Source organism: Nocardia puris, from assembly GCF_036051655.1.
Taxonomy (GTDB): Bacteria; Actinomycetota; Actinomycetes; order Mycobacteriales; family Mycobacteriaceae; genus Nocardia; species Nocardia puris.
Genome location: NZ_CP107943.1, coordinates 7,656,740 through 7,681,685, shown reverse-complemented (window position 1 = coordinate 7,681,685; position 24,946 = coordinate 7,656,740). Strand labels below are relative to the sequence as shown.

General features: G+C 70.6%; 21 protein-coding genes and 1 riboswitch. Of the genes, 15 read left to right on the top strand and 6 right to left on the bottom strand.

Annotation, left to right across the window (positions count from 1 at the left end; all coding sequences use genetic code 11):
- Positions 1 to 1,422 (bottom strand): short-chain fatty acyl-CoA regulator family protein, encoded by a 1,422-nt coding sequence (locus tag OHB21_RS35635; protein WP_195126095.1) that lies wholly within the window; start codon positions 1,420 to 1,422, stop codon positions 1 to 3.
- Positions 1,423 to 1,580: 158 nt separating this feature from the next.
- On the opposite strand from OHB21_RS35635, the gene prpD reads away from it, so the two are divergent.
- From prpD to OHB21_RS35615, 4 genes are all read left to right on the top strand, one after another.
- A complete protein-coding gene (gene prpD, locus OHB21_RS35630; RefSeq protein ID WP_195126096.1) occupies positions 1,581 to 3,104 on the top strand; it encodes a 2-methylcitrate dehydratase PrpD in 1,524 nt (507 codons plus the stop codon).
- Positions 3,104 to 4,012, top strand: a complete 909-nt coding sequence (gene prpB, locus OHB21_RS35625; RefSeq protein WP_067509006.1) for a methylisocitrate lyase — start codon at positions 3,104 to 3,106, stop codon at positions 4,010 to 4,012. The genes prpD and prpB overlap by 1 nt, the downstream gene beginning before the upstream one ends.
- A gap of 3 nt (positions 4,013 to 4,015) precedes the next feature.
- Entirely contained in the window at positions 4,016 to 5,155 is a 1,140-nt protein-coding gene (locus OHB21_RS35620) for a bifunctional 2-methylcitrate synthase/citrate synthase (RefSeq protein ID WP_067509009.1), read from the top strand.
- A gap of 96 nt (positions 5,156 to 5,251) precedes the next feature.
- Positions 5,252 to 5,629 carry a nuclear transport factor 2 family protein gene (locus OHB21_RS35615; protein ID WP_067509011.1) on the top strand — a complete coding sequence of 126 codons (378 nt, stop codon included), beginning with the start codon at positions 5,252 to 5,254 and terminating at the stop codon, positions 5,627 to 5,629.
- Positions 5,630 to 5,949: 320 nt separating this feature from the next.
- Here the strand turns inward: OHB21_RS35615 and metE are convergent, their stop codons facing one another.
- A complete protein-coding gene (gene metE / locus OHB21_RS35610; protein WP_195126097.1) occupies positions 5,950 to 8,217 on the bottom strand; it encodes a 5-methyltetrahydropteroyltriglutamate--homocysteine S-methyltransferase in 2,268 nt (755 codons plus the stop codon).
- A 168-nt stretch (positions 8,218 to 8,385) separates the two neighbouring features.
- A riboswitch (cobalamin riboswitch) is annotated at positions 8,386 to 8,530 on the bottom strand.
- A 286-nt stretch (positions 8,531 to 8,816) separates the two neighbouring features.
- On the opposite strand from metE, the gene OHB21_RS35605 reads away from it, so the two are divergent.
- From OHB21_RS35605 to coaD, 3 genes are all read left to right on the top strand, one after another.
- Positions 8,817 to 12,221 carry a pyruvate carboxylase gene (locus OHB21_RS35605; protein ID WP_195126098.1) on the top strand — a complete coding sequence of 1,135 codons (3,405 nt, stop codon included), beginning with the start codon at positions 8,817 to 8,819 and terminating at the stop codon, positions 12,219 to 12,221.
- Positions 12,218 to 12,781 carry a 16S rRNA (guanine(966)-N(2))-methyltransferase RsmD gene (gene rsmD, locus OHB21_RS35600; RefSeq protein ID WP_195126099.1) on the top strand — a complete coding sequence of 188 codons (564 nt, stop codon included), beginning with the start codon at positions 12,218 to 12,220 and terminating at the stop codon, positions 12,779 to 12,781. Before OHB21_RS35605 ends, rsmD begins: the two co-directional genes overlap by 4 nt.
- Before the next feature lie 176 nt (positions 12,782 to 12,957).
- Entirely contained in the window at positions 12,958 to 13,440 is a 483-nt protein-coding gene (gene coaD / locus OHB21_RS35595) for a pantetheine-phosphate adenylyltransferase (protein WP_067509029.1), read from the top strand.
- Positions 13,441 to 13,501: 61 nt separating this feature from the next.
- Here coaD and OHB21_RS35590 read toward each other — a convergent pair whose 3' ends face one another.
- Positions 13,502 to 14,014: a GtrA family protein gene (locus tag OHB21_RS35590; RefSeq protein ID WP_067509031.1), complete on the bottom strand. Its 513-nt coding sequence runs from the start codon at positions 14,012 to 14,014 to the stop codon at positions 13,502 to 13,504.
- Positions 14,015 to 14,338: 324 nt separating this feature from the next.
- On the opposite strand from OHB21_RS35590, the gene OHB21_RS35585 reads away from it, so the two are divergent.
- The 8 genes from OHB21_RS35585 (at position 14,339) to OHB21_RS35550 (ending at position 21,144) form a co-directional block, all read left to right on the top strand.
- The gene (locus OHB21_RS35585) at positions 14,339 to 15,085 is read left to right on the top strand and encodes a DivIVA domain-containing protein (RefSeq protein WP_067509033.1); all 747 of its coding nucleotides are present in this window, start codon (positions 14,339 to 14,341) and stop codon (positions 15,083 to 15,085) included.
- 129 nt (positions 15,086 to 15,214) lie between these two features.
- The gene (locus OHB21_RS35580; protein ID WP_195126100.1) at positions 15,215 to 15,841 is read left to right on the top strand and encodes a YceD family protein; all 627 of its coding nucleotides are present in this window, start codon (positions 15,215 to 15,217) and stop codon (positions 15,839 to 15,841) included.
- Positions 15,842 to 15,888: 47 nt separating this feature from the next.
- Complete coding sequence (rpmF, locus tag OHB21_RS35575) at positions 15,889 to 16,071, top strand: 50S ribosomal protein L32 (RefSeq protein ID WP_067509037.1); 183 nt, start codon at positions 15,889 to 15,891, stop codon at positions 16,069 to 16,071.
- Between the two features lie 23 nt (positions 16,072 to 16,094).
- Positions 16,095 to 16,817: a ribonuclease III gene (rnc, locus tag OHB21_RS35570; RefSeq protein WP_067509039.1), complete on the top strand. Its 723-nt coding sequence runs from the start codon at positions 16,095 to 16,097 to the stop codon at positions 16,815 to 16,817.
- 1 nt (position 16,818) lies between these two features.
- Positions 16,819 to 17,676 carry a bifunctional DNA-formamidopyrimidine glycosylase/DNA-(apurinic or apyrimidinic site) lyase gene (gene mutM / locus OHB21_RS35565; protein ID WP_195126101.1) on the top strand — a complete coding sequence of 286 codons (858 nt, stop codon included), beginning with the start codon at positions 16,819 to 16,821 and terminating at the stop codon, positions 17,674 to 17,676.
- 60 nt (positions 17,677 to 17,736) lie between these two features.
- Positions 17,737 to 18,318: a dihydrofolate reductase family protein gene (locus tag OHB21_RS35560; protein WP_067509044.1), complete on the top strand. Its 582-nt coding sequence runs from the start codon at positions 17,737 to 17,739 to the stop codon at positions 18,316 to 18,318.
- Between the two features lie 5 nt (positions 18,319 to 18,323).
- The gene (locus OHB21_RS35555) at positions 18,324 to 19,373 is read left to right on the top strand and encodes a PHP domain-containing protein (protein WP_067509047.1); all 1,050 of its coding nucleotides are present in this window, start codon (positions 18,324 to 18,326) and stop codon (positions 19,371 to 19,373) included.
- 256 nt (positions 19,374 to 19,629) lie between these two features.
- Positions 19,630 to 21,144 carry a PstS family phosphate ABC transporter substrate-binding protein gene (locus OHB21_RS35550; protein WP_067509049.1) on the top strand — a complete coding sequence of 505 codons (1,515 nt, stop codon included), beginning with the start codon at positions 19,630 to 19,632 and terminating at the stop codon, positions 21,142 to 21,144.
- A gap of 108 nt (positions 21,145 to 21,252) precedes the next feature.
- Here the strand turns inward: OHB21_RS35550 and OHB21_RS35545 are convergent, their stop codons facing one another.
- From OHB21_RS35545 to OHB21_RS35535, 3 genes are read right to left on the bottom strand one after another with little or no spacing between them, the layout of a single operon-like run.
- Positions 21,253 to 21,435 (bottom strand): hypothetical protein, encoded by a 183-nt coding sequence (locus OHB21_RS35545; protein ID WP_067509051.1) that lies wholly within the window; start codon positions 21,433 to 21,435, stop codon positions 21,253 to 21,255.
- Between the two features lie 49 nt (positions 21,436 to 21,484).
- Complete coding sequence (locus OHB21_RS35540; protein ID WP_067509053.1) at positions 21,485 to 23,605, bottom strand: amylo-alpha-1,6-glucosidase; 2,121 nt, start codon at positions 23,603 to 23,605, stop codon at positions 21,485 to 21,487.
- Complete coding sequence (locus OHB21_RS35535; RefSeq protein WP_067509057.1) at positions 23,602 to 24,762, bottom strand: glycosyltransferase family 4 protein; 1,161 nt, start codon at positions 24,760 to 24,762, stop codon at positions 23,602 to 23,604. Before OHB21_RS35535 ends, OHB21_RS35540 begins: the two co-directional genes overlap by 4 nt.
- Positions 24,763 to 24,946: the final 184 nt, after the last annotated feature.

The window sequence follows — 24,946 nt, the reverse complement described above, 5'->3', positions numbered from 1 at the left end:
TCAGCGCACCATCTTCGGGTACGGCAGGTCGATGCTGGTGTGCTCGGCCACCGCCAGCGGCGTCCCGATCTGCGGGAACGCGCGCTGCGGGCAGGCGGGCCGCTCGCACACCTTGCAGCCCGCGCCGATCGGCACCGCCGCGGCCGGGTCGTCGAGTTGCAGGCCCGCAGAATACACCAGGCGGTCGGCGTATTCGATATCGCAGCCGAGGCCGATCGCGAAGTTCTTGGTGGCCGTGCCGAATCCCTGCGGCGCCGTCATGGTGGTGCGGGCGATCCACAGGTAGCGCCGTCCGTCGGGCATGGACGCGATCTGGCGCAGGATCAACCCGGGGCGGGCGAACGCCTCGTGCACCACCCACAGCGGGCAGCTGCCGCCCACCCGGGAGAAGTGGAAGGCGGTGGCGGACTGGCGTTTCGAGATATTGCCCGCGCGGTCGGTGCGCACCAGGAAGAACGGCACGCCGCGCTGGCCCTGCCGCTGCAAGGTGCTCAGGCGGTGGCAGATCGTCTCGAACCCCACCTCGAAACGCAGGCCGAGCAGGTCGATGTCGTAGCGCAGTTCCTCCGCCGATCGCAGGAAGCGCCCGTAGGGCAGGATCAGCGCGCCGGCGAAGTAGTTGGCCAGCCCGATCCGCGCCAGCGACCTGGATTCGCCGGTGAGCGAAGGCGCTTCGGCGAGCACGGCGTCGAGTTCCTTGCCGTACAACAGGAATCCGAGCGTGGTCGCGATCTGGAAGGCGCGCTGCCCCGGGCGCAGCCGGCGCGCCAGCGTGAGCGTGCGGCTGTCCGGATCGTAGTGGCGCTTGGGGATGTTCGGGTCGGCGCCGTCGCCGCGCACCAGCACTGTGACGCCCGCGCGTTCCTCGGCGACCCGCGCCAACTGCCGGTCCAGTGAGCCGATGGTGAGCCCGCTCTCCTCGAACAACCGCTCGGCGGCGTGATCCAGCGACGGGATGTGGTTGTGGTGGTCGTAGAAGAAGTCGCGCACGTCCTCGTAGGGCATCGGCACCCCGGGCGCGCCGGTGGGCGCGGCCACCCGCGAGGACAGCAGGTCCAGCTGATCGGTGGCGGCGCGCAGCCGCCGGTGCATGGCGACCAGGATGCGCGCCACCTCGGGCTGGCGGGTGGCCAGTTCCTCGACCTCGGTGAGCGGCGCGGAGTCCCCGCCCGCGGCGTCGACCAGCACGTCGTGCAGGTCCGAGACCAGCCGCGCGTCGGAGTCGGCGGCGAAGAACTGCACATCCAGGTCGAAGGTCGAATTGAGCTTCAACAGCACCGGGATGGTCAGCGGTCGCTGATCGCGTTCGAGCTGGTTGAGATAGCTGGGCGAGAGGTCGAGCGATTTGGCCAGGGCGGCCTGGGTCATCCGCCGCTCCTCACGCAATCGCCGCAACCGGGCGCCCGCGTACATCTTGCGCACGCCAGCATGCTAGCCCAAGATCTTCGCAATCATCGCAACTTCGAGGATTCTTCCCCGCAGAAATCGGCATCTGCGAGGGCTTTTACCGAAATGCACCCGTGCGTAGTGTGCGAAGAGAACCGGCTGGAAATCCTCGAGCCGTCCGAACCGGAGGATGCATGAAGACCCACATCGTACGCGCCCGCGCCGCCGACGAAGCGTTTCCGCGCGAGGAGCACCTCGCGACGAAGATCGCCGAGGTGGCCGTCGACCCGGTGGAGGTGACCGCCGAGGTGCGCGAGATGATCGTGAACCGGATCATCGACAACGCCGCCGTCGCCGCCGCGTCCGTGGTCCGCAAGCCGGTCTCCAGCGCCCGCGCCCAGGCCGCCGCGCAGCCGTACACCCCGCGCGCAGGCCGCTCGGGCGCCACGGTGTTCGGCCTCCCGGCCGCCGCCAAGGTCTCGCCGGAGTGGGCCGCGTGGGCCAACGGTGTCGCCGTGCGCGAACTCGACTTCCACGACACCTTCCTGGCCGCCGAGTACTCACACCCCGGCGACAACATTCCGCCGATCCTGGCCGTCGCCCAGCACACCGGCCGCTCCGGCGCGGACCTGATCCGCGGCCTGGCCACCGGGTACGAGATCCAGATCGACCTGGTGCGCGGCATCTGCCTGCACGAGCACAAGATCGATCACGTCGCCCATCTCGGCCCGTCGGCCGCCGCGGGCATCGGCACGCTGCTCGGCCTGGACGCCGAGACGATCTACCAGGCCGTCGGCCAGGCGCTGCACACCACCACCGCGACCCGCCAGTCGCGCAAGGGCGAGATCTCCAGCTGGAAGGCGCACGCCCCGGCGTTCGCGGGCAAGATGGCCGTGGAGGCCGTGGACCGCGCGCTGCGCGGCGAGGGCGCGCCCGCCCCGATCTGGGAGGGCGCCGATGGCGTCATCGCGTGGCTGCTCGGGGGCACGGGCGTGGAGTACCAGGTACCGCTGCCCGCGCCGGGCGAGGCCAAGCGCGCCATCCTGGACAGCTACACCAAGGAGCATTCGGCCGAATATCAGAGCCAGGCTCCGATCGACCTGGCGCGCCGGATGCGCGAGCGCATCGGCGATCTCGACCAGATCGCCTCGATCGTGCTGCACACCAGCCACCACACGCACGTGGTGATCGGCACCGGCTCGGGCGACCCGCAGAAGTTCGACCCGCACGCCAGCCGCGAGACCCTCGACCACTCCGTGCCGTACATCTTCGCGGTCGCGTTGCAGGACGGCGGCTGGCACCACGAGCGGTCCTACGCGCCCGAACGCGCGCAGCGCCCGGACACCGTGGAGCTGTGGCACAAGATCTCGACGGTCGAGGACCCGGAGTGGACCCGCCGCTACCACTCGACCGATCCGAACGAAAAGGCGTTCGGCGCTAGGGCCGTGGTGACGCTGAAGAGCGGCGAGACCATCGTCGACGAGCTGGCCGTCGCCGACGCGCACCCGCTGGGCGCGCGGCCCTTCGCCCGCGAGCAGTACATCGAGAAGTTCCGCACCCTGGCCGAGGGCATCGTCGAGCCCGCCGAGCAGGACCGGTTCCTCACCGCGGCGCAGCGCACGCCCGAGTTGGCGGCCGGTGAACTCGATCAGCTCACCTTCACCGTGTCCGATGAGGTACTGGGCCGCGCGCCGCGGATTCCCGAGGGGATCTTCTGATGACCGGGCTGATGGCCGCCGCCACCTCCGCCGCCGACAAGCGCGTCGCGCTGCGGAACGGGTTGGCGTCGGGGAAGATTCAGCGTCTACCGGGAGCGTTCAACCCGCTGGTGGCCACGCTGGTCCAGCAGCTGGGGTTCGAGGGTGTGTACGTCTCCGGCGCGGTGGTCTCGGCCGAATTGTCGCTGCCCGACATCGGTCTGACCACGCTGACGGAGGTGACCGAGCGCGGCCGCCAGATCGCGCGGGTCACCGACCTGCCGGTGCTGATCGACGCCGACACCGGCTTCGGCGAGCCGATGAGCGCCGCGCGCACCCTCACCTTCCTCGAGGACGCCGGCCTGGCCGGTTGCCATATCGAGGATCAGGTGAACCCCAAGCGCTGCGGCCATCTCGACGGCAAGGCGGTCGTGCCCGCCGACGACATGGTGCGGCGGCTGCGGGCGGCGGTGTCGGCGCGGCGCGACGAGAACTTCGTGATCTGCGCGCGCACCGACGCGCGCGGCATCGAGGGCTTGGACGCGGCGGTCGACCGGGCCAAGGCCTACGCCGACGCCGGCGCGGACATGATCTTCACCGAGGCGCTGGCCGATGCCTCGGAGTTCGCGAAATTCCGTGCCGCCGTGGACATTCCACTGCTCGCCAATATGACCGAGTTCGGCAAGTCGGAGCTGATCTCGGCCGGGGAGCTGGAGAACCTGGGCTTCAACGCGGTGATCTACCCGGTCACCACGCTGCGGTTGGCGATGTTCGCGGTGGAGCAGGGCCTGGCCGAGATCGCCGCCACCGGAACGCAATCCGGCCTGCTGGACCGGATGCAGCACCGCAAGCGACTGTACGAACTGCTGGATTACCAGCGCTACAACGACTTCGACTCCGGAATATTCAACTTCACGCTGAGCGAGTGAATCATGACCGAGATCAAGAAGGGCCTGGCCGGCGTGGTGGTGGACACCACCGCCGTCTCCAAGGTGGTGCCCGAGACCAATTCGCTGACCTATCGCGGCTACGCGGTGCAGGATCTGGCGCGGCACTGCAGCTTCGAGGAGGTCGCCTACCTGCTCTGGTACGGCGAACTGCCCGATGTGGCGCAGCTGGAACTGTTCTGCCGGCGTGAGCGCGCGCAGCGGCGCATCGACCGCTCGGTGCTCTCGCTGATCGAGAAGATGCCCGACACCTGCCACCCGATGGACGTGGTGCGCACGGTGGTGAGCTACCTCGGCGCGGAGGATCCGGTGCCGGATACCGACGGCGTCGCCGCGCCGAAAGACCTGCTGGCCAAGGCACTTCGGCTGCTCGCGGTGCTGCCGACGGTGGTGGCGGCCGATATGCGGCGCCGCCGCGGGCTCGACCCGATCGCCCCGCACTCGCACCTCGGCTTCGCCGAGAACTTCCTGAACATGTGCTTCGGGGAGGTGCCCGACCAGCGCCTGGTGAAGGCGTTCGAGACGTCGCTGGTGCTCTACGCCGAGCACAGCTTCAACGCCTCGACCTTCGCGGCGCGCGTGGTGACCTCGACGCGCTCGGACCTCTACAGCGCGATCACCGCCGCCATCGGCGCGCTCAAGGGCCCGCTGCACGGCGGCGCGAACGAGGCCGTCATGCACATGATGCTCGAGATCGGCGACCCCGATCTGGCGGCGCAATGGCTGAAGGACAAGCTCGCCGCCAAGCAGAAGGTGATGGGCTTCGGCCACCGCGTGTACAAGAAGGGCGACTCGCGGGTGCCGACCATGAAAGCCGCACTCGACGACGTGGCCGAGGTCACCGGCGGGCAGCGGTGGCTGACGATGTACGACGAGCTGGCCGCGACCATGGAAGCCGCCACCGGGATCCTGCCGAACCTGGACTTCCCGGCGGGCCCGGCGTACTACCTGATGGGCTTCGACATCCCGATGTTCACGCCCATCTTCGTGATCAGCCGCATCACCGGCTGGACGGCGCACATCGCCGAGCAGTCGGCCGACAACGCGCTGATCCGGCCGCTGTCGGAGTACTCGGGCGCACCGCAGCGGGAACTGCTCGTGGCGGGCGGCGCGGCGCTGCGCTGAGCGACTGGGCCGCCCGGCGGACCGAAACCTTGTTCAACCAAGCAATTGTTTGGTTGAATCGGGCGGTCCGCAACCCCGGCCCCGAGGGAGTGACCCATGTCCGGTCCCGACGCACTCGTGCGCGCCATGTGCCGCAGCTGGTCCGACCCCGATCCCGACCGGATCGCCGCGTTCTTCGCCGAAGACGCCGTCTACCACAACATTCCGATGGAGCCGATCGCCGGACGCGCCGCGATCCGCGATTTCATCGCCGGCTTCCTCACCACCTTCGACGCCATCGACTTCGAGATCCACCACCAGGTGGTGGCGGGCGAGATCGTCATGAACGAGCGCACCGACACGCTGCGCGGCAACGGCCGCGACACCCCGCTGCCCGTGATGGGCGTGTTCGAGGTGCGCGACGGCGAGATCGCGGCCTGGCGTGACTACTTCGACATGGCGGCGATCAACCGCGCGTTCGGCCTGTCCGGCTGAGTCCGAGGCGGGCGGATCACGCCTCCCCGTGAAATCCGTTGTGTTCCTGGGGAACTCAGGGGCACTCCCGCACGTCCGAATAGACGAGCGGTGTTCACGGAGGAACGAGGAAAGGTGCCCGATGGACAGGCCGAACTGCTGGGCGGCGTACCGGCGGGGTGTCCGCCCACGCCGGACGCGCGTGCCCGGCCCGCGCCCGGTGTGCGAGAGCTACCCGCGGCGCAAGTGGCACGAACGCCCGGAGTGGCACCGGTGAACCGGGCCGCACGGATGTGTCCGTGCGGCCCGTCACCGGACAGCGGACGACCGGCGCGACCGGCCTACGGGCGCGCCGCCCGCGCCGCCTCGACCAGGTTCGCCAGCGAGGCCTCCACCTCGGCCTGCCCGCGAGTCTTCAGCCCGCAGTCCGGGTTCACCCAGAGCCGTTCGGCGGGAACGGCTTTCAGCGCGGCCCGCAGCGACACGGTGATCTCCTCGACGCTGGGCACGCGCGGGGAGTGGATGTCGTAGACACCCGGGCCCACGCCCAGATCGAAGCCCGCGGCGTTCAGGTCGTCGAGCACCTCCATGTGCGAGCGGGCCGCCTCGATGGAGGTGACGTCGGCGTCCAGGCCCGCGATCGCGTCGATGACCTCGCCGAACTCCGAGTAGCACAGGTGGGTGTGGATCTGGGTGGCATCGGACACGCCCGAAGTGGCCAGGCGGAACGACTCCACCGACCAGTCCAGGTACGCGGGCTGATCCGCCGCGCGCAGCGGCAGCAGCTCGCGCAGGGCGGGCTCGTCCACCTGGATGATCCGGATGCCCGCCGACTGCAGGTCCACCGTCTCGTCCCGGATGGCCAGCGCCACCTGACGCGCCGACTCGCCCAGCGGCTGGTCGTCGCGCACGAACGACCACGCCAGGATGGTGACCGGACCGGTCAGCATGCCCTTGACCGGCTTGTCGGTGAGCGACTGGGCGTAGGTGATCCAGTCCACCGTCATCGGCGCGCGGCGCGCGACGTCGCCGAACAGGATCGGCGGGCGCACGCAGCGGGTGCCGTAGGACTGCACCCAGCCGTTCTCGGTGGCCGCGAAGCCGTCGAGCTGCTCGGCGAAGTACTGCACCATGTCGTTGCGCTCCGGCTCGCCGTGCACCAGCACGTCCAGGCCCAGCTTCTCCTGCAGCGCCACCACGTCGGCGATCTCCGAGCGCATCCTCGCGGTGTACTCGGCCTCGTCGATCTCGCCCTTGCGCAGCGCGGCGCGAGCCAGGCGGATCGCCGAGGTCTGCGGGTAGGAGCCGATGGTGGTGGTCGGCAGCGGCGGCAGGTTCAGGCGGGCCTGCTGCACCGCGCGCCGCTCGTCGGCCGGGGCGCGACGCGCGGCGTCGGGGCCGAGCGCGGCCAGGCGGGCGCGAACCTGCGCGTCCGCCAGGCGCGGGTCCTCGGTGCGCGAGGTCGCCGCCGCACGGGCCGCGGCCAGCTCGTCGGCGATCGCCTCGGTGCCCTGGTGCAGACCGGTGGCCAGCACTCGCACCTCGGCGACCTTCTCCGCGCCGAACGCCAGCCAGGCCCGCAGCCGCGCGTCCAGGCCGGTCTCCGGCTCCAGCGAATAGGGCACGTGCAGCAGCGAGCAGGAGCTCGACACCGCGACGCCGCCCGCGCTGCCCAGCAGGGTGCCCAGCGTGGTGAGCGCGTCGTCGAGGTTCGCCCGCCACACGTTGCGGCCGTCCACCACGCCCGCGACCAGCAACTTGCCCGCCAGCGCGGGCAGCGAGGCCACCGCGGACAGCTCGATCGGCGCGGTGAAGTCGAGCGCGATGCCCTCCACATCGGTGCCGGCCAGCGCGGCCAGGGCCGGGCCGGGGTCGCCGAAGTAGGTGGCGACCAGCACGGCCGGGCGGTCCTCGCCCGCCGTCAGCTCGGTGTAAGTGGAGCGCACCAGGGCGATCTCATCGTCGGTGAGGTCGGTGACCAGCGACGGCTCATCGATCTGCACCCACTCCGCACCGGCGGCCGCCAGCTTGCGCAGCAGCTCGCGATAGAGCGGGACCAGCTCGCCGAGTCGATCCAGTGCCGCGCCTTCGGTGGCCTTGGCCAGCTTCAGGAAGGTGATCGGGCCCACCACCACGGGCCGCGCGGGCACGCCGAACCCCCGCGCCTCGGCCAGCTCGTCGATCAGCTTCTCCGGGTGCAGCGAGAACACGGTGTCGGGACCGATCTCGGGCACCAGGTAGTGGTAGTTGGTGTCGAACCACTTGGTCATCTCCAGCGGTTCCACCGAATCGTTGCCGCGCGCGGCCGCGAAGTAGCGGTCCAGCGGATCGGCGATGCCCGCCACCCGCTCGGGCAGCGCGCCCAGCAGCACGGCGGTGTCGAGCACCTGGTCGTAGTAGGAGAAGGTGCCCACCGGGATCGAGTCGAGCCCGGCCGCGGTGAGCTCGGCGTACTGCGCCTCGCGCAGATCGGCCGCCACCCGGTGCAGCGCCACGGCGTCGATGCGCCCGGCCCAGTAGGACTCGGTGGCGCGCTTCAGCTCGCGCCGCGGCCCCACCCGGGGCAGGCCGAGAACCGTTGCGGTGAAAGGAGTCTGGGAAACAGTCACGGTTGTGCTCCAGTGCCTAGGTCGTGAGCCATCGCCATGCGGGCGGCGTCGACCAGCGGACCTCGCGGGCAGCCGTGTGCAACGGAGCCCGGATGTCGTCACTGGTGGTCCGCGCGCCCAATCCACGAGGCGGTGGCCGCCGGATACGGCGTATCCGGCACAACTGGCAGGTCTTCGGACTCGCGGGCACCGGCGCGGGGGCTCCCGGCCGACCTACTGACCGTCGCTTCCCGGACTCGCGCCCAGTGCTCGATGACGGTGTTCGTTCCTGCATACCGCTGCGGGACAGTCCCGGATTCCCACCGGGTTCCCTCTCACTCGCGCCCGGCTGGCCGGGGCGGGCTTCGACTCCGGCGCGCGACGTAGGGGCTCCATCTCGTCGGCGCACTGGAGAACCAGCTGCGTCGTCCAGCATAAAAGACGCCGCGGTTATTCCGTGCGGGTACCCGTCGCGGGCGCGCACCGCGGTCGCGGGCGGGCGGTGAGATGTGACGGCCGGATGAACGCAACTTCGCACCGTTGCTATGTCTGGTTGTGAAGATCGCTGCGAAGGGTAGTTCCATGTAGGAGCCGATTCCGGGGGCAGGTACGTTGGACCGATGTTCTCGAAAGTCTTGGTTGCCAATCGTGGCGAGATCGCCATCCGCGCCTTCCGCGCGGCCTACGAACTCGGCATCGGGACGGTCGCCGTCTTCCCGTACGAGGACCGCAACTCGGTCCACCGGCTGAAGGCCGCGGAGTCCTACCAGATCGGCGAGGTCGGCCACCCCGTCCGCGCCTATCTCTCCATCGAGGCGATCATCGACGCGGCCAAGACCGCGGGCGCCGACGCCGTCTACCCCGGTTACGGATTCCTTTCCGAGAACCCCGATCTGGCGGCCGCCTGCGCGCGCGCCGGCATCACCTTCATCGGCCCCTCGGCGGAGGTCCTCGAACTCGCGGGCAACAAGGCGCGCGCCATCGAGGCCGCCCGCGCGGCCGGTCTGCCCGTGCTGAAGTCCAGTGCGCCCTCGGCCGACGTGGACGAACTGCTCGCCGCCGCAGCCGAACTCGACTACCCGATCTTCGTCAAGGCGGTCGCGGGCGGCGGCGGGCGCGGCATGCGCCGGGTGGCCGCGCCCGAGCAGTTGCGCGAATCCATCGAGGCCGCCTCGCGCGAGGCCGAGTCCGCGTTCGGCGACCCGACCGTGTTCCTCGAACAGGCCGTGGTGAATCCGCGCCACATCGAGGTGCAGATCCTGGCCGACCAGCACGGCAACGTGATGCACCTGTTCGAGCGGGACTGTTCGGTGCAGCGCCGCCACCAGAAGGTGATCGAGCTGGCGCCCGCGCCGAACCTGGATCCCGCGCTGCGCGAACGTATCTGCGCCGACGCGGTGGCCTTCGCCCGCCAGATCGGCTACAGCTGCGCGGGCACCGTGGAGTTCCTGCTCGACGAGCGCGGCAACCACGTCTTCATCGAGATGAACCCCCGCATCCAGGTCGAGCACACGGTCACCGAGGAGATCACCGACGTCGACCTGGTGCAGTCGCAGCTGCGCATCGCGGCGGGGGAGACCCTGGCCGACCTCGGCCTGAGCCAGGACAGCGTGTCGATCCGCGGCGCGGCCCTGCAATGCCGCATCACCACCGAGGACCCGGCCAACGGGTTCCGCCCCGACACCGGCCGCATCACCGCCTACCGCACGCCGGGCGGCGCGGGCATCCGCCTGGACGGCGGCGCGAACCTGGGCGCCGAGATCGGGGCCTACTTCGACTCCATGCTGGTCAAGCTCACCTGCCGCGGCCGCGATCTGCCCGCGGCGGCGGCGCGCGCGGCGCGGGCGCTGGCCGAGTTCCGCATCCGCGGCGTCACCACGAACATCGGCTTCCTCCAAGCGGTGCTCGAGGATCCCGATTTCAAGGCCGGCCGGGTCACCACCTCGTTCATCGACGAGCGCCCGCAGCTGCTCACCCTGCGCGGCTCCGCCGACCGCGGCACCAAGATCCTGACCTACCTGGCCGACGTCACCGTCAACAAGCCGCACGGCGAGCGGCCCACCACCGTCTACCCGCACGACAAGCTGCCCGCCATCGACCTGAGCGCCCCGCCGCCCGACGGCTCCCGCCAGCGCCTGCTGCGCCTGGGGCCGGAGGGCTTCGCGAAGGCGCTGCGCGAGCAGAAGGCGGTGGGCGTCACCGACACCACCTTCCGCGACGCGCACCAGTCGCTGCTGGCCACCCGCGTGCGCACCACGGGCCTGCTCGGCGTCGCCGGGCACGTCGCGCGGCTCACCCCGGAGCTGCTGTCGATCGAGGCGTGGGGCGGCGCGACTTACGATGTGGCGCTGCGCTTCCTGCACGAGGACCCGTGGGAGCGGCTGGCCGCGCTGCGTGAGGCGATCCCCAACATCTGCCTCCAGATGCTGTTGCGCGGGCGCAACACCGTCGGCTACACGCCCTACCCGGAGGCGGTGACCCGCGCGTTCGTGTCCGAGGCGACGGCCACCGGCATCGACATCTTCCGCATCTTCGACGCGCTCAACAACGTCGACCAGATGCGCCCGGCCATCGACGCCGTGCGCGAAACCGGCACGGCCGTGGCCGAAGTCGCGATGAGCTACACCGGCGACCTGTCGAACCCGAACGAGACGCTCTACACGCTCGACTACTACCTGAAGCTGGCCGAGCAGATCGTCGACGCGGGCGCCCACGTGCTCGCCATCAAGGACATGGCGGGCCTGCTGCGCGCGCCCGCCGCGGCCACCCTGGTCACCGCGCTGCGCAGCAACTTCGACCTGCCGGTGCACGTGCACACCCACGACACCCCGGGCGGTCAGCTGGCCACTTACCTCGCCGCCTGGCAGGCCGGCGCCGACGCGGTGGACGGCGCCAGCGCCGCGATGGCGGGCACCACGAGTCAGCCCGCGCTCTCGGCGATCGTGGCGGCGGCCGCGCACAGCGAGTACGACACGGGGCTGAACCTCCAGAACGTGTGCGACCTCGAGCCGTACTGGGAAGCGCTGCGAAAGGTGTACGCGCCCTTCGAATCCGGGCTGCCCGCCCCCACCGGGCGCGTGTACACCCACGAGATCCCCGGCGGTCAGCTGTCGAATCTGCGCCAGCAGGCCATCGCGCTGGGCCTCGGCGACCGCTTCGAGGAGGTCGAGGCGAAGTACGCCGCCGCCGACCGCCTGCTCGGCCGCCTGGTGAAGGTGACGCCGTCGTCGAAGGTCGTCGGCGATCTGGCCCTGGCGCTGGTCGGCACCGGCGTCGACATCGAGGACTTCGCCGCCGATCCGGGCCGCTACGACATCCCGGACTCGGTGATCGGCTTCCTGCGCGGCGAACTCGGCACCCCGGCCGGCGGCTGGCCCGAACCGTTCCGCAGCAAGGCCCTCGAGGGTCGCGGCGCGGCCAAGCCCGAAACCCCGCTCACGCCCGAGGACGAGGCCGGGCTCGCGGGCGATTCCGCGCTGCGCCGCGCCACCCTGAACCGCCTGCTGTTCCCCGGCCCCACCGCCGAACTCCTCGCGCATCGCGAAAAGTACGGCGACACTTCGGGTCTGAGCGCCAACCAGTTCTTCTACGGGCTGCGCTACGGCGAGGAACACCGCGTGCAGCTGGAGAAGGGCGTCACCCTGCTCATCGGCCTGGAGGCGATCTCCGAACCCGACGAGCGCGGCATGCGCACCGTGATGTGCATCCTCAACGGGCAGCTGCGCCCCGTCGCGGTGCGCGACCGGTCCATCGCCAGCGAGGTCCCGGTGGCGGAGAAGGCCGACAAGACCAACCCCGGCCACCTGGCCGCCCCGTTCGCGGGCGTGGTGACCCTCGCCGTGTCCGAGGGCGACACCGTCGAATCGGGCGACACCATCGGCACCATCGAGGCCATGAAGATGGAGGCCGCCATCACCGCGCCGCGCGGCGGCACCGTCGCGCGGGTGGCGATCGGCAAGGTGCAGCAGGTCGAAGGCGGTGACCTGCTGGTCGAACTGGCCGCGCCGGACTCCTCGGCGCAATGACGCGGATCGTGGCCGGGACGGCCGGCGGGCGGCGGCTGCGGGTGCCGCCCGCCGGCACCCGGCCGACCTCCGACCGTGTCCGCGAGGCGCTGTTCAGCGCGCTCGACGCGCGCCTGGACTTCGACGGCGCGCGGGTGCTCGACCTGTACGCCGGATCGGGCGCGCTGGGACTGGAGGCGCTGTCGCGGGGGGCGGCGTCGGCGTTGCTGGTGGAGTCGGACCGCAAGGCGGCGGCGGTGGTGCGCGGGAATATCGCCGACCTCGCGTTGCCCGGAGCGGAGCTGCGCGTCGGCGCGGTCGCCGCCGTGCTGGCACGGGGTGGAGCGGGGGAGTTCGACCTCGTATTCTCCGATCCGCCTTACGATCTCGCCACCGACGCGGTCACCGCCGACGTGCGCGCGCTGGCCGAGCACGGGTGGTTGCGGCCAGGGGCGGTGGTGGTGGTCGAGCGGTCAGCGCGGTCGGCGGAGATCGACTGGCCCGCGGGTTTCGTCCCCGCCAAGGCCCGCCGCTACGGCGAGACGCGGCTGGAGCTGGCGGAGCACGAGCCGCAGGACTGAGCGCTCTCCGGGCCCGATCAGGTCGCGAGCCCGGCCTGTCAGTCGGGCCGCCCGGCCGAAGGCTCGCGGAGAATGGCGTGCGGCGAAACAGCGCTCGTCGGAACCCGGCGCTCGCGGCATCGTTCGGCCGCACGCCGCCGGTCGAATCCCGGGTATCGACCTGATAGTTTCGGCTCATGGCTGGAGCTATGTGCCCCGGGTCGTTCGACCCGGTGACCAACGGACATCTCGACGTCTTCGCCAGGGCGGCAGCGCAATTCGACGAGGTCGTGGTGACCGTCGTGGTGAACCCCAACAAGCAGGGCATGTTCACCGTGGAGGAGCGCATGGAGCTGATCCGCGAGGTCACGGCCGATCTGCCCAATGTTCGGGTGGCGTCGTGGCGCGGCCTGCTGGTGGACTTCGCCAAGCAGGAAGGACTCACCGCGATGGTCAAGGGGCTGCGCGACTCCACCGACTTCGCCTACGAGATCCAGATGGCGCACATGAACAAGAAGCTCAGCGGCGTGGACACCTTCTTCGTCGCGTCGAACCCGGAGTTCAGCTTCGTGTCCAGCTCCCTGGTCAAGGAGGTCGCGAAGTACGGCGGCGACGTGAGCGATCTGCTGCCCGGCATCGTGCACAAGCGCCTGCTCGACCGCCTCGCCGAGAACAAGTAACCCGAACGCGAAACCGGCGCCCACCACATGGTGGGCGCCGGTTTTCGTGTGTCTACGGGACTCAGAAGACCAGGCCGCGCAGGGCCAGGAAGCGCAGGCCGCCGACCGCGGCGGTGATGGCCAGCACCGCGCCGGCTTGCGCGACGCCGCCGAGTCCGGGCGCCCAGACCTCGAGCCCGGCCAGCGCGGCCGTGGTGATGCCCAGGCCCAGCAGCGCCAGGCCGCCGCCCTCCCACTGCGCCGTGAACCAGCCGACGCGCCCCGCCGCGTGGAAGGTGAGCTGGCGGTGCAGTTCGTTCGCGATGATCGTGCTCACCACCGAGCCGGCGATATTGGCCGCGATCGGGCCGATGCCGTGCATGGCGAAGAACAGCAGCACGTAGGCCACATTGCTGGAACCGCCGACGAGGGCGAAACGGATGAGCTGGGCGAAGGCGCGGTCACCGCGCAGATAGCCGAGCGGGCCGGACCACAGGGCCGGTGCGGTGCGCGCGGTGGGATCAGCGACGACCACCCACGGGGTGTACAGCCCCGCGGGCACCACCGCCGATCGCGGCGCTTCCAGAACCGTCATCGTTCTTTCCGATCGAAACCGTGAGCCCTCGGTAAAGGACAACCGCGGCGGGGGCCGCATCCTTCCCGTCGGACTCGGGAGTGGTTCCACACTCACGGTGTGGCCCTGTGACCGGCTTGCGAAATCCTTGTCGGGGTCCCGCGCGCCGATCTCTCCATAGAAATTTAGCATCAAGTGGAGGGTCAGTCTCCACTTGATTGTGTGGTCTGGCAGACACTGTCACGACACACCGGGCCGGGACTCGGCAGATGCCGTGATCAGGGGCACACTGGGCACCGGCGGAGAGTTTCGCCGGAGATCGGCAGGAAAGCGGGGTAAACGAGCATGTATCGCGTATTCGAGGCACTCGACGAGCTGGTGGCGATCGTCGAGGAGGCGCGCGGCATCCCGCCCACCCGCAGCTGCATCGTGCCCCGCGGCGATGTGCTGGACCTGCTCGACGACGTGCGCGACGCGCTGCCGGGCGAACTCGACGACGCCCAGGACGTCCTGGACCACCGCGACAAGATCGTCACCGACGCCCGCACCGGCGCCGAAGCCACCGTGACCTCGGCCAACGAGCAGGCGGCCCAGACCATCGAGTCCGCGCGCGAGGAGGCCGACCGCATCCTCGCCGACGCCAAGGCCCACGCCGACCGCATGGTCGCCGAGGCGAGCGCGCACGCCGATCACCTGGTCGCCACCGCGCAGGCCGAGGCCGACCGCGTGGTCGCCGACGGCAACGCCGAGTACGAGGCCGTCACCGGCCGGGCGCGCGCGGAATCGGAGCGGATGATCGAGGCGGGCAAGGCGTCCTACGAGCGGTCGGTGGCCGAGGGCCGGGCCGAACAGGAGCGCCTGGTGTCGCAGACCGAGGTGGTGCGCGCCGCGCACGCCGAGTCCGCGCGCCTGGTCGACGCCGCGACCGAGGAGGCCGACCGCACCCGCGACGAGTGCGACCACTACGTGGACTCCACGCTCGCGCAGTTCGAGGAGACGCTGAACAGCACGCTGCGCACCGTGCGCGGTGGTCGGCACCAGCTGCGCACGGGGGCGGGTGCGCCCGACTACGCCGCCGACTACCGGCGGTAGGCGCCACCGCGGGCGTCCGGTCGGCGCGCGGGGAGCTGGTGATCGCCGGCCGTTTTGAGGTTCGACCGGGCCCTCGCGTATTGTTGAGTGGTTGCCCATCCCCCTTCCCGCAGTGAGAGTGAGTACGTGATGCCCGCCGGTTCCGGTTCCGCGTCGCGTTCGCGCGCGCGTTCCCACCGCACGCCGGACGCGGGTTTCGTGCTGGACGTCCGCAGTCTGGGCCGCAGGCCCGGCACGATGCGGGAGTTGCGGCGCTCGCTCACCACCGAGGGCCGGATCGGGCTCGATCTCATCGCCATCCCCGAGGGTTCGACGGTGGAGCTGGACCTGCAGTTGCAGGCGGTGTCCGAAGGCGTACTGGTCACCGGCACGGTGTCCGCGCCGACGGCCGGGGAGTGCTCGCGCTGCCTGGAGTCGTTCACCGACAGCGTGGATCTGCACGTCACGGAACTGTTCGCCTACCCGGACAGCACCACCGAGCAGACCACCGAGGACGACGAGGTCTACCGCATGACGGACGATCTCATCGACCTGGAACCCGTGGTGGTCGACGCCATCGGCCTCGCGCTGCCGTTGCAGCCGCTGTGCGGCCCCGACTGCGCGGGCCTGTGCCCGGAATGCGGCGTGCGGATGGCGATTGCGGGTTCTGATCACCGGCATGAGATACTTGACCCTCGCTGGGCCGGGCTGGCGAAGTTCGCCACCGGATCGCCCGGCAGCGGCGCGCCCGACGCGGACGCCGACCCAGACCGATAACCCGCCGAACAGGCAGCGTTCATCAAGACAACAGAGGAGAGTTAGTCGTGGCCGTTCCCAAGCGCCGGATGTCCCGTTCCAACACCAGGTCGCGGCGCAGCCAGTGGAAGGCCGCCGCGCCGACCCTGATCACCTGCCCGAACCGCGGCTGTGGTCAGAAGACCCTGCCGCACATCGCCTGCCCCTCCTGCGGCACCTACAAGGGCCGCCAGGTCACCGCCGCCGTCTGAGGCATTCGATCCTTCGTATCGACGTGACAGCCAGCAAGGATGATGCCGGTTCGCCCGGTGCACACCAGAGCCTGATCGAAGCGCTCGGCGTCGACGTGCGACCGGACCTGCTGCGCCTGGCGCTGACGCACCGGTCGTACGCCTACGAGAACGGCGGCCTGCCGACCAACGAACGGTTGGAGTTCCTCGGCGACTCCGTGCTCGGCCTGAGCATCACCGAGCGGCTGTACCACGAGCACCCGGACAAGTCCGAGGGCGAACTGGCGAAGCTGCGGGCGAGCGTGGTCAACATGCACGCGCTCGCCGAGGTGGCGCGCGGGCTCGGTGACGGCGGGCTCGGCGCGCACCTGCTGCTCGGCAAGGGCGAAGAGCTCACCGGCGGCCGGGACAAGCCGAGCATCCTCGCCGACGGCATGGAATCGCTGCTCGGGGCGGTGCACCTGCAGTACGGCATCCAGGTCGCCCGCGACCTCGTGCTGCGCCTGTTCGCCGACCTGCTCGAGCGCGGCCCCCGCATGGGCGCCGGGCTCGACTGGAAGACCAGCTTGCAGGAGCTCACCGCCGAACGTGGACTCGGCGTGCCCAGCTACGAGATCACCTCGACGGGCCCCGACCACGACAAGGAGTTCACGGCGACCACCGTGATCGGCGGCCGGGCCTACGGGCAGGGCATCGGCCGGTCCAAGAAGGAAGCCGAGCAGAAGGCCGCGGGCGCGGCCTATCAGGCGCTGACCGACGAAGCCTGACGTGCCCGAACTTCCCGAGGTCGAGGTCGTGCGGCGCGGACTCGCCGAACACGTGGTCGGCCGCACCATCGAATCGGTCACCGTCACCCATCTCCGCTCGGTGCGCAGGCACCTGCTCGGCGCGGCCGATCTCGCGGCCCGGATGACCGGCCGACGGGTGGACTCGGCGCAGCGGCGCGGCAAGTACCTCTGGCTCACCCTGGACGACGACGAGGCCCTCGTCGTGCACCTCGGCATGAGCGGCCAGATGCTGGTTCAGCCCGCCGGCGCGCCCGTGGAGAAGCACGCCCACATCAGGGCCGCGCTGCACGATGGCACCGAACTGCGATTCGTGGACCAGCGCACCTTCGGCGGCTGGGCGCTGGCCCCGCTCGTCGAGGTGGACGGTTCGTTGCTGCCGGAACCCGTCGCGCACATCGCGCGCGATCCCCTCGATCCCCGCTTCGACCGGGAGGCCGCCGTCAAGGCGCTGCGCGCGAAGCACTCCGAGATCAAGCGGGTGCTGCTCGACCAGTCCGTTCTCTCAGGGGTCGGCAACATCTACGCCGACGAGTCCCTGTGGCGGGCCCGCATCCACGGTAACCGGATCGCCGCCACGCTCACCCGGCCCGCGTTGCGCACCCTGCTGGACGAGGTCGGCGCGGTGATGGGGGAGGCGCTGGCCGCGGGCGGTACCTCGTTCGACGCGCTGTACGTCAACGTCAACGGTCAGTCCGGGTACTTCGAACGGTCCCTGGCCGTGTACGGGCGGGAGGACGAGCCGTGCCGGCGCTGCGGAGCCCCGGTGGCGCGCGAGAAATTCATGAACCGGTCCTCGTACTACTGCCCCCGCTGCCAACCGAAGCCTCGCTTTCGCTGACGCTCGCGAGCTACCGTTTCCTCAGGCGATCGATGTGTGGTCGGCTGAGGAAAGGTATACATGCGCAAGCTCACCTACTATGTCGCGTCGACGATCGACGGGTACATCGCCACGGAGGACGGGTCGGTCGACTTCTTCCCCGTCGGCGGTGATCACGGCCCGGCGATCACCGCGCAGTATCCGGAGACCCTGCCGTTCAAGGTCAGGGAGGCGCTGGGCATCGACAAGCGCAACGCGAGCTTCGACACGGTGATCATGGGGCGCAAGACGCACGACTTCGGCGTGCGCACCGGCACCTCGAGCCCGTACGCGCACCTGCGCCAGTTCGTCGTGTCCACCACGCTGCCCGAGGCGCCCGATCCGGCGGTCGAGCTGATCTCCGCCGATCCGCTGGCGAAGGTGCGGGAACTCAAGCGCGCCAAGGGACTCGGCATCTGGCTGTGCGGCGGCGGGGAGCTGGCGCAGGTGCTGCTGCCCGAGATCGACCAGATCTTCCTGAAGCTGTACCCGATCGTGCTCGGGCGCGGCCGGTCGCTGTTCGGCGACGGGCCTGGGCTGCCCGAGCCCGCGCGCTTCCGGGTGATCACCAGCCGGGTGTTCGAGGACGGCGTCGCCTTCGTCAAGTACAGCCGGATCCGCTGACCGGCATGCCCGACCGCGCGCCCGCCACCGAACCCGCCGCGCCGGGCCCGGTGGAGGCGCTGCGCGAGATCGGGTTCTGGCTCGAGCGCGGCCGCGCCGAGACGCACCGGGTGCGCGCGTACCGGCGGGCGGCCGACGTGGTGGCCGAACTGTCCACGGCGGAGTACGAGGCCAGGCGCGCGGCGGGCACCTGGCAGGAACTGGCGGGGGTCGGCCCCAAGACCGCGGCCGTGATCGCCGCCGCGGCCGCGGGGACCGTGCCCGCCTATCTCACCGAATTGCGCGGCGCGGCAAAGCCGATCGGTGCGCAGGGCAAGTCGCTGCGCACGCTGTTGCGCGGCGACCTGCACACCCACTCCGACTGGTCCGACGGCGGCAGCCCGATCGCCGAGATGATGGGGGTGGCGGCCGCACTCGGGCACGAGTACTGCGCGCTGACCGACCATTCGCCGCGCCTGAAGGTCGCCAACGGGCTCTCCGCCGCGCGGTTGCGCAGGCAGCTGGACGTGATCGCCGGGCTCAACGAGCGGCTCGCGCCGTTCCGGATCCTCACCGGCATCGAGGTGGACATCCTCGACGACGGCACCCTCGACCAGGAGGCGGATCTGCTGGCCGAACTGGATGTCGTGGTGGCGAGCGTGCATTCGCACCTGCGCGACGACAGCGCCACCATGACCAAGCGGATGGTGTACGCGGTGGCGAACCCGAACGTCGACATCCTCGGCCACTGCACGGGTCGCCTGGTGGAGGGATCGCGGGGCACCCGCCCGGAGTCCACCTTCGATGCCGAGGTGGTGTTCGAAGCGTGCCGCACCTACGGCACGGCCGTCGAGATCAACAGCCGGCCCGAACGCCGCGACCCGCCCGCGCGCCTGCTGCGGCTCGCGGTGGAGATGGGTTGTTACTTCTCCGTCGACACCGACGCGCACGCGCCCGGCCAATTGGATTGGCAGGGTTACGGATGCGAGCGCGCGGTGGTGAATGGTGTTCCCGCCGAGCGGGTTATCAACACCTGGCCGTTGGAGGATCTACTGGGTTGGGTGAGCGACGGGTAGCGCTGGCTGTCCAGATGCGGCGCGTCGACGTGAACGCCTTCACCCGGCTGTCGGAGGCGCACGCCGCTGAACCCCGCATCGACGCAACCACAACCTGCTCCTGCTGCAATGGCACTAACTGCCGAGCAATACGCCGAAGGCGTTGGCTTATCTCAGTGGGGTGAACGGTGGTCGAATATTCGGTGTGCGCGGCGATTTCGGGCGGTAGGCGGCCGAGAATGGGTGCACGGCTTCGAACACGGGGGTGGCTGGGCTGGTGGGTGACTTCCCGATCGACACCGTGCTCGCGGTGATCGGTCTCGTCGTGCCCGTCGGCGCGTTCCTGTGGGAGTTCGTGTTCGTGGGCCGCAGGCGGCTGGGGTACCGCGTGCAGATGGACACGCCGGTCACCGGTGAGATCGAGTCGGTGTTCCCCGGCGCGCTCGCACGGCTGCACCCCGATCTGCCCGCCAATACCCCTGACCTGCGCGACTATTCGGTCGTGCTGGTGCGCATCGAGAACAGCGGCAGCACCGCCATCGGCGTGGCGGACTATTTGGCCCCGACCGCGCGGATCGGGCTGCACCTGCGGTTCCCGCGCCGCCGGGTGGTGGGTATGGCCGTCACCGAGCTCAGCGATCCCGACCTGGCCGAAAGCCTGGGTCCCGCTTCGGGAATCGCCGTGCGGGAGGACACCGACGGGCGCATCGGCGTGATCGACCTGCCCAAGGTGCCGCTGGCGCGGGGTGACCACTACAAGATCCTGGCCATCCTGCAACGGTCCGGCGGCAGCGGGGAGTATCCCGCGCCGGTGCTGCTCGGTCGTATCAGGGGTGGGCGCGTGGTCGAGACGCGCAGCCGCACCGGCGTGCCGCGAGTCATGGTGGTGCTCACCGGGTTTCTCGTCGCGGTGATCGTGGCGCAGTTCGCCGTCGCCGTCCTGCGTCCCGATCCCACCCCGCTGGACTGCGCGACCGGGAAGCTCACGCTGATCGGGTCGTCGGCGTTCGAGCCGGTGATCCGCGACGCCGCCGCCCAGTACGAGAAGCGGTGCACCGGGGCGGAATTCGCCTTCGATTTCGCCGGTACCGAACGCGGGCTGGACCGGCTCGCCGAAGCCGGTCCGGACGCGGGCCTGCTGGCCATCAGCGACGGGGAGAAGGGGCCGGGTTACCCGGCGTTGCGTCCACGGCCGTTGGCGCTGGCGGTGTTCGCGATGTTCGTGCACCCCGAGCTCGGCGTCGCCGACCTCACCGTCGAGCAGGTGCGCGACCTGTACGCCGGCCGGATCACCAACTGGCGCGAGGTGGGCGGCCCGGATCTACCGGTGGTGCTGATCGATCGCACACCGGGTTCGGGCACCCGGGTGATCTTCGAGGACGCTCTCTTCGGCGGGGAACAACCCGCCCGTCCGCACCGCAGTTGCACGGCGATCAAGGACACCGAGGGCACCTTCTGCGACGTGCCGGTCACCAGGGAGATGCACAAGGCCGTGCGCGAGATTCCCGGCGCGATCGGCTACGGCGAACTGGCGGAATCGAATCGGGCGGGCATGCGGGTCATCGCCTTGGATGGCGTGGCTCCGGGGCGGGAGGCCGCTCTCGACGGTTCCTACCCGTTCCACGGCGTCGAATATGCCTACAGCCACGGCGATCTGCCGGTGGGTTCCCCGGCGGCCGGGTTCCTGCACTACTTGACGGCGGGACTGGGCGCGGAGGTGCTGCGCGCACACGGCAACGAGCCGTGCGTGAGCGGGTCGGATGCGCGGGGGCACTGCGCTTCCGGGTCGTAGTCGCGGTCGGGTGTGCTCCGGTTGGGGTGCCTGCGTGGGCTGTTGGCCTCCTTGCCTGTTCGACTGCGCGGGCCAGGCGCGCGAAGTGTGGCGCGCCCGGCCCGCCACTCACACGTGGTCGGGGTTCAGGCAGTAGGCCGAGGCGGCCAGGTACTGCCGGCACTCCGGGCCGTGACCGGCGTGGACCCCGCGCAGGTAGTGCGCGAGGTCCTCGTCGAGATCGGTCGGCTCCACGGCGCAGTTGCTGTGCCGCGCGTTCCAGAGGTCGCGCGTGTCGAGCGATGTCTGCATCGTTGATCTCCCACTCGCGTAGTCGTTTTCACCGTCGGCGGCCCCGCCGTCACTCGGTGATCAGTTGCCAGTCGTCGGGCAGGCGGACCGAGTGCACGGTGCTGCCCTCGGCCTCCACGTCGACGCTCAGATCGCCCAGCCGCAGCGCGGTGAGCGTCACCCGCCCCCACGATTCGGGCAGGCGCGGGCGCACCCGCAGCGTGCGGTTGGGCACATCGGGATTCAAGCCCAGGAACGAGCGCACCAGCAGCAGCGGCGCCGCGCTCGCCCAGGCCTGCGGCGAACACGACGTCGGATACGGCACCGGCACCGCGAAACGCGCGCGGGGGAATCCGCAGAACAGCTCGGGGAGCCGCCCGTCGAACGCCGCCGCCGCGTCGAGCAGCCCGCCCGCCAGTCGGGTGGCCAGTTCCACCGCGCCGGGCACGTGGCCGTAGCGCAGCAGGCCCGCCACCGCGATGGCGGTGTCGTGCGGCCAGACCGATCCGCAGTGGTAGCTCATCGGGTTGTAAGCGCCCATGTTGGAAGCCAATGTGCGCAAACCGAATCCGGTGTCCATCTCCTCCTTGGCCAGCTGGCGCACCAGCTCGGCCGCGTGCTCGTCGGAGGCGATGCCCGCCCACAGGCAGTGCGCGGAGTTGCTGGTCAGCGCGTCCACGTGCCGCTTGGTGGCGTCCAGCGCGACGGCGTACCAGCCGCGGTCGGGCATCCAGAACTGTTCGGCGAACTTGCCGCGCAGCTCGTCGGCCCGGTCGCGCAGTCGCGCCGCCCGGCGCGGCTGGCCGAACACGTCGGCCAGTTCCGCCCGCGCGAGCAGCGCGGCGTGCACGTACCCCTGCACCTCGCACAGCGCGATCGGCGCCTGCGCGAGGTGCCCGCCCGCGTCGTTGATCCCGTCGAAGCTGTCCTTCCAGCCCTGGTTGACCAGGCCCCGGTCGGTGGCGCGGCGGTACTCCACGAAACCGTCCCCGTCGCGGTCGCCGTAGCGCATGATCCAGTCCAGTGCCGCGTCGGCGGCGGGCAACAGATCCTCGATCGCCGCCGGATCCGCGCCCCAGCGATGGCATTCGGCGAGCAGCATCACGAAAAGCGGTGTGGCGTCGGCGGTTCCGTAGTAGATGGTGCCGCCGAGCACCTGCCCGCCGGAGGGGCCGCGCCGCATCTCGTGCATGATGCGGCCCGGCTGCTCCTCGGTGATCGGATTCACCTCTCGCCCTTGCAGTTCCGCGAGCTGTTGCAGGGTGCCCAGCGCCAGGTCCACCGACAGCGGCAGCGCCATCCATGCGGTGAGCAGGCTGTCGCGGCCGAACAGCGTCATGAACCAGGGCGCGCCCGCCGCCACGAACGGCCTGCCCTCGGCGGTGTCGTCGTGGATGCGCAGCGCGCCGAGATCGCTCTCGGTGCGCCGCAACACCTGGGTGAGCACCGCGTCGGCCGAGACGATATCGGTCGCGGTGTCGCGCCACGCCTCGATCTTGCGGCACGGCGCGCTCACGCCGACGTGTTCGCCCGGCGTGAGCGGCGCGGGCACCTGCTGGTTGCCCAGCGTCGGCTGCGCGATGATCTCGGTCTTCCACATGCCGCCCACCGGGACCACCACCCGCCACACCAGCGTGCCGGGCAGAACGGCCGGTTCCACGGTGGAGGTGATGGTGATCCCGCGCATCCGGTCGGTGCGGTCGTGCAGCAGCAGTTCGCCGTCGGCGACGCTGATCTCGGCCCGCACGTGGCCCGCGCGGCCCTCCTTCACCGCGAACAGATCGACGAAATCGGCGTCGACGTGCAGCTCCAGCGTCACCGCCGTCGGCTCGCGGCCCATGTTCTCCAGCGAGAGCACCTCGTGCATGCCGTCGGCGATGATGCGCTCGCGCACGACGAGCAGGGTGCTGTCGGCCAGGCCCTCCTGCGGCGGCCTGCGCAGCACGAACCGCGCGATGAAGGCCTCGGGGGTGAGCACCGACAGCGATTCCGCCGGTTTGCCGTCCACCATCAGCTCCCACCGCGACAGCACGCGCGCGTCGCGGAAGAACAACCCGTGCGGACGGCCCTGCTCGACGTCGCCGAGCCGGTTCGACAGGCAGAAGGTGGCACCCTCCACCAGCGTGACCGACCCGGCGCCGCCGAAACCGGCCGGCTCGCCCGAGTTGAGCGGCGCGGGCACAGCGGTCACGCCAGACCGCCCGCGCCGACCGGGACGGCCAGGGGCGGCGTGAGCGCGTCGGCGAGCAGCCGCTCGCGCTCGAGCAGGGTGCGGTAGACCCGCTCGTAGCCGCGCCCCAGCCCCTCGGAGCCGAAGTTGGCCTCCACGTGCGCCCGGCAGGCGACCGGGTCATAGTGGCGGACCTCCTCGACGGCGGCGGGCAGGTCGGCCGGGTCGTCGCAGATGCGGCCGGTGACGCCGTCCACCACCACCTCGGGCACCGCGCCGCCGCGCAGTGCGACCACCGGGGTGCCGCAGACCATGGACTCGATCATCACCATGCCGAACGGCTCCTCCCAGCGCACCGGGAACAGCAGACACCGTGCGCGCGAGAGCAATTCGCGCTTGGCGGTGGCATCGGCCAGTCCGAAGACGTGGTCGCGCTCGGTGAGCAGCGGCCGGACCTGTTCCTCGAAGTAGGCCCGCTCCGGCGGTTCGCTGCACTTGCCCGCCAGCACCAGCGGGATGCCCGCCGCGTGCGCGGCCTCCAGCGCCAGGTGCGGCGCCTTGCACTCGTTGAAACGGCCCAGGAACAGGGCGTAGTCGTCCTTCTCGGTGACGAACGGCCACTCCCGCGTGTGCAGGGCGTTGTGCACGCGCCCGGCCCACGGCAGGTCGGGGGCGAGTTCGCGCTGGCGGTCGCTGATCGCGACCAGCGAGACCTCGCGGCCCAGTTCGCGGTAGTAGCGGTAGCAGTCGTCCTCGACCGGGCCGTGCACGGTCACCACGGTCGGCAGGCCGAGGCCGCGGTAGGCGGGCGCGTTGAGCGGGCCCGCGAACGTGTGATCGTGCACGAGGTCGACGCCGTCGGTGGCGGCGAGGCGTTCGATCGCCCGCCGCACCTTCAGCGCGTGCACCACCTCGGGGAACGGATCGCCCAGTCGTTCGGGCAGCGCGCGGTCCCACACGGGGACGAAACGCGCCTTGGTGCCGGGCTCGCCGGCACCGAACAGGGTGACGTCGTGGCCGCGCTCGACCAGCGCGTCCACCAGGTCGGCGACGACCGCCTCGACACCGCCGTACGCCTTGGGCGGGACATCGAAATACGGGGGCACAACCATCGCAATGCGGAATCGGTTCGAAGCCACATCTCGCGCCGAAAGCGACGCGGGGAACACAGCGCTCATGACCTTCCTTCCATGGACACAACCATTCGCACTCGCATCCACCCGGCAAATGTGCCGGGCGTAGAACAAGGTGGCCGCCGTCAGCGGGGGTGGAGATGAACTGCACCGCCGTCCATTGGGGCTTGGTTGGCCTGTCACGCTGGACCGTGAGCAGGGGAGGCCGAAGGTTTTGTACCTCCGTTGA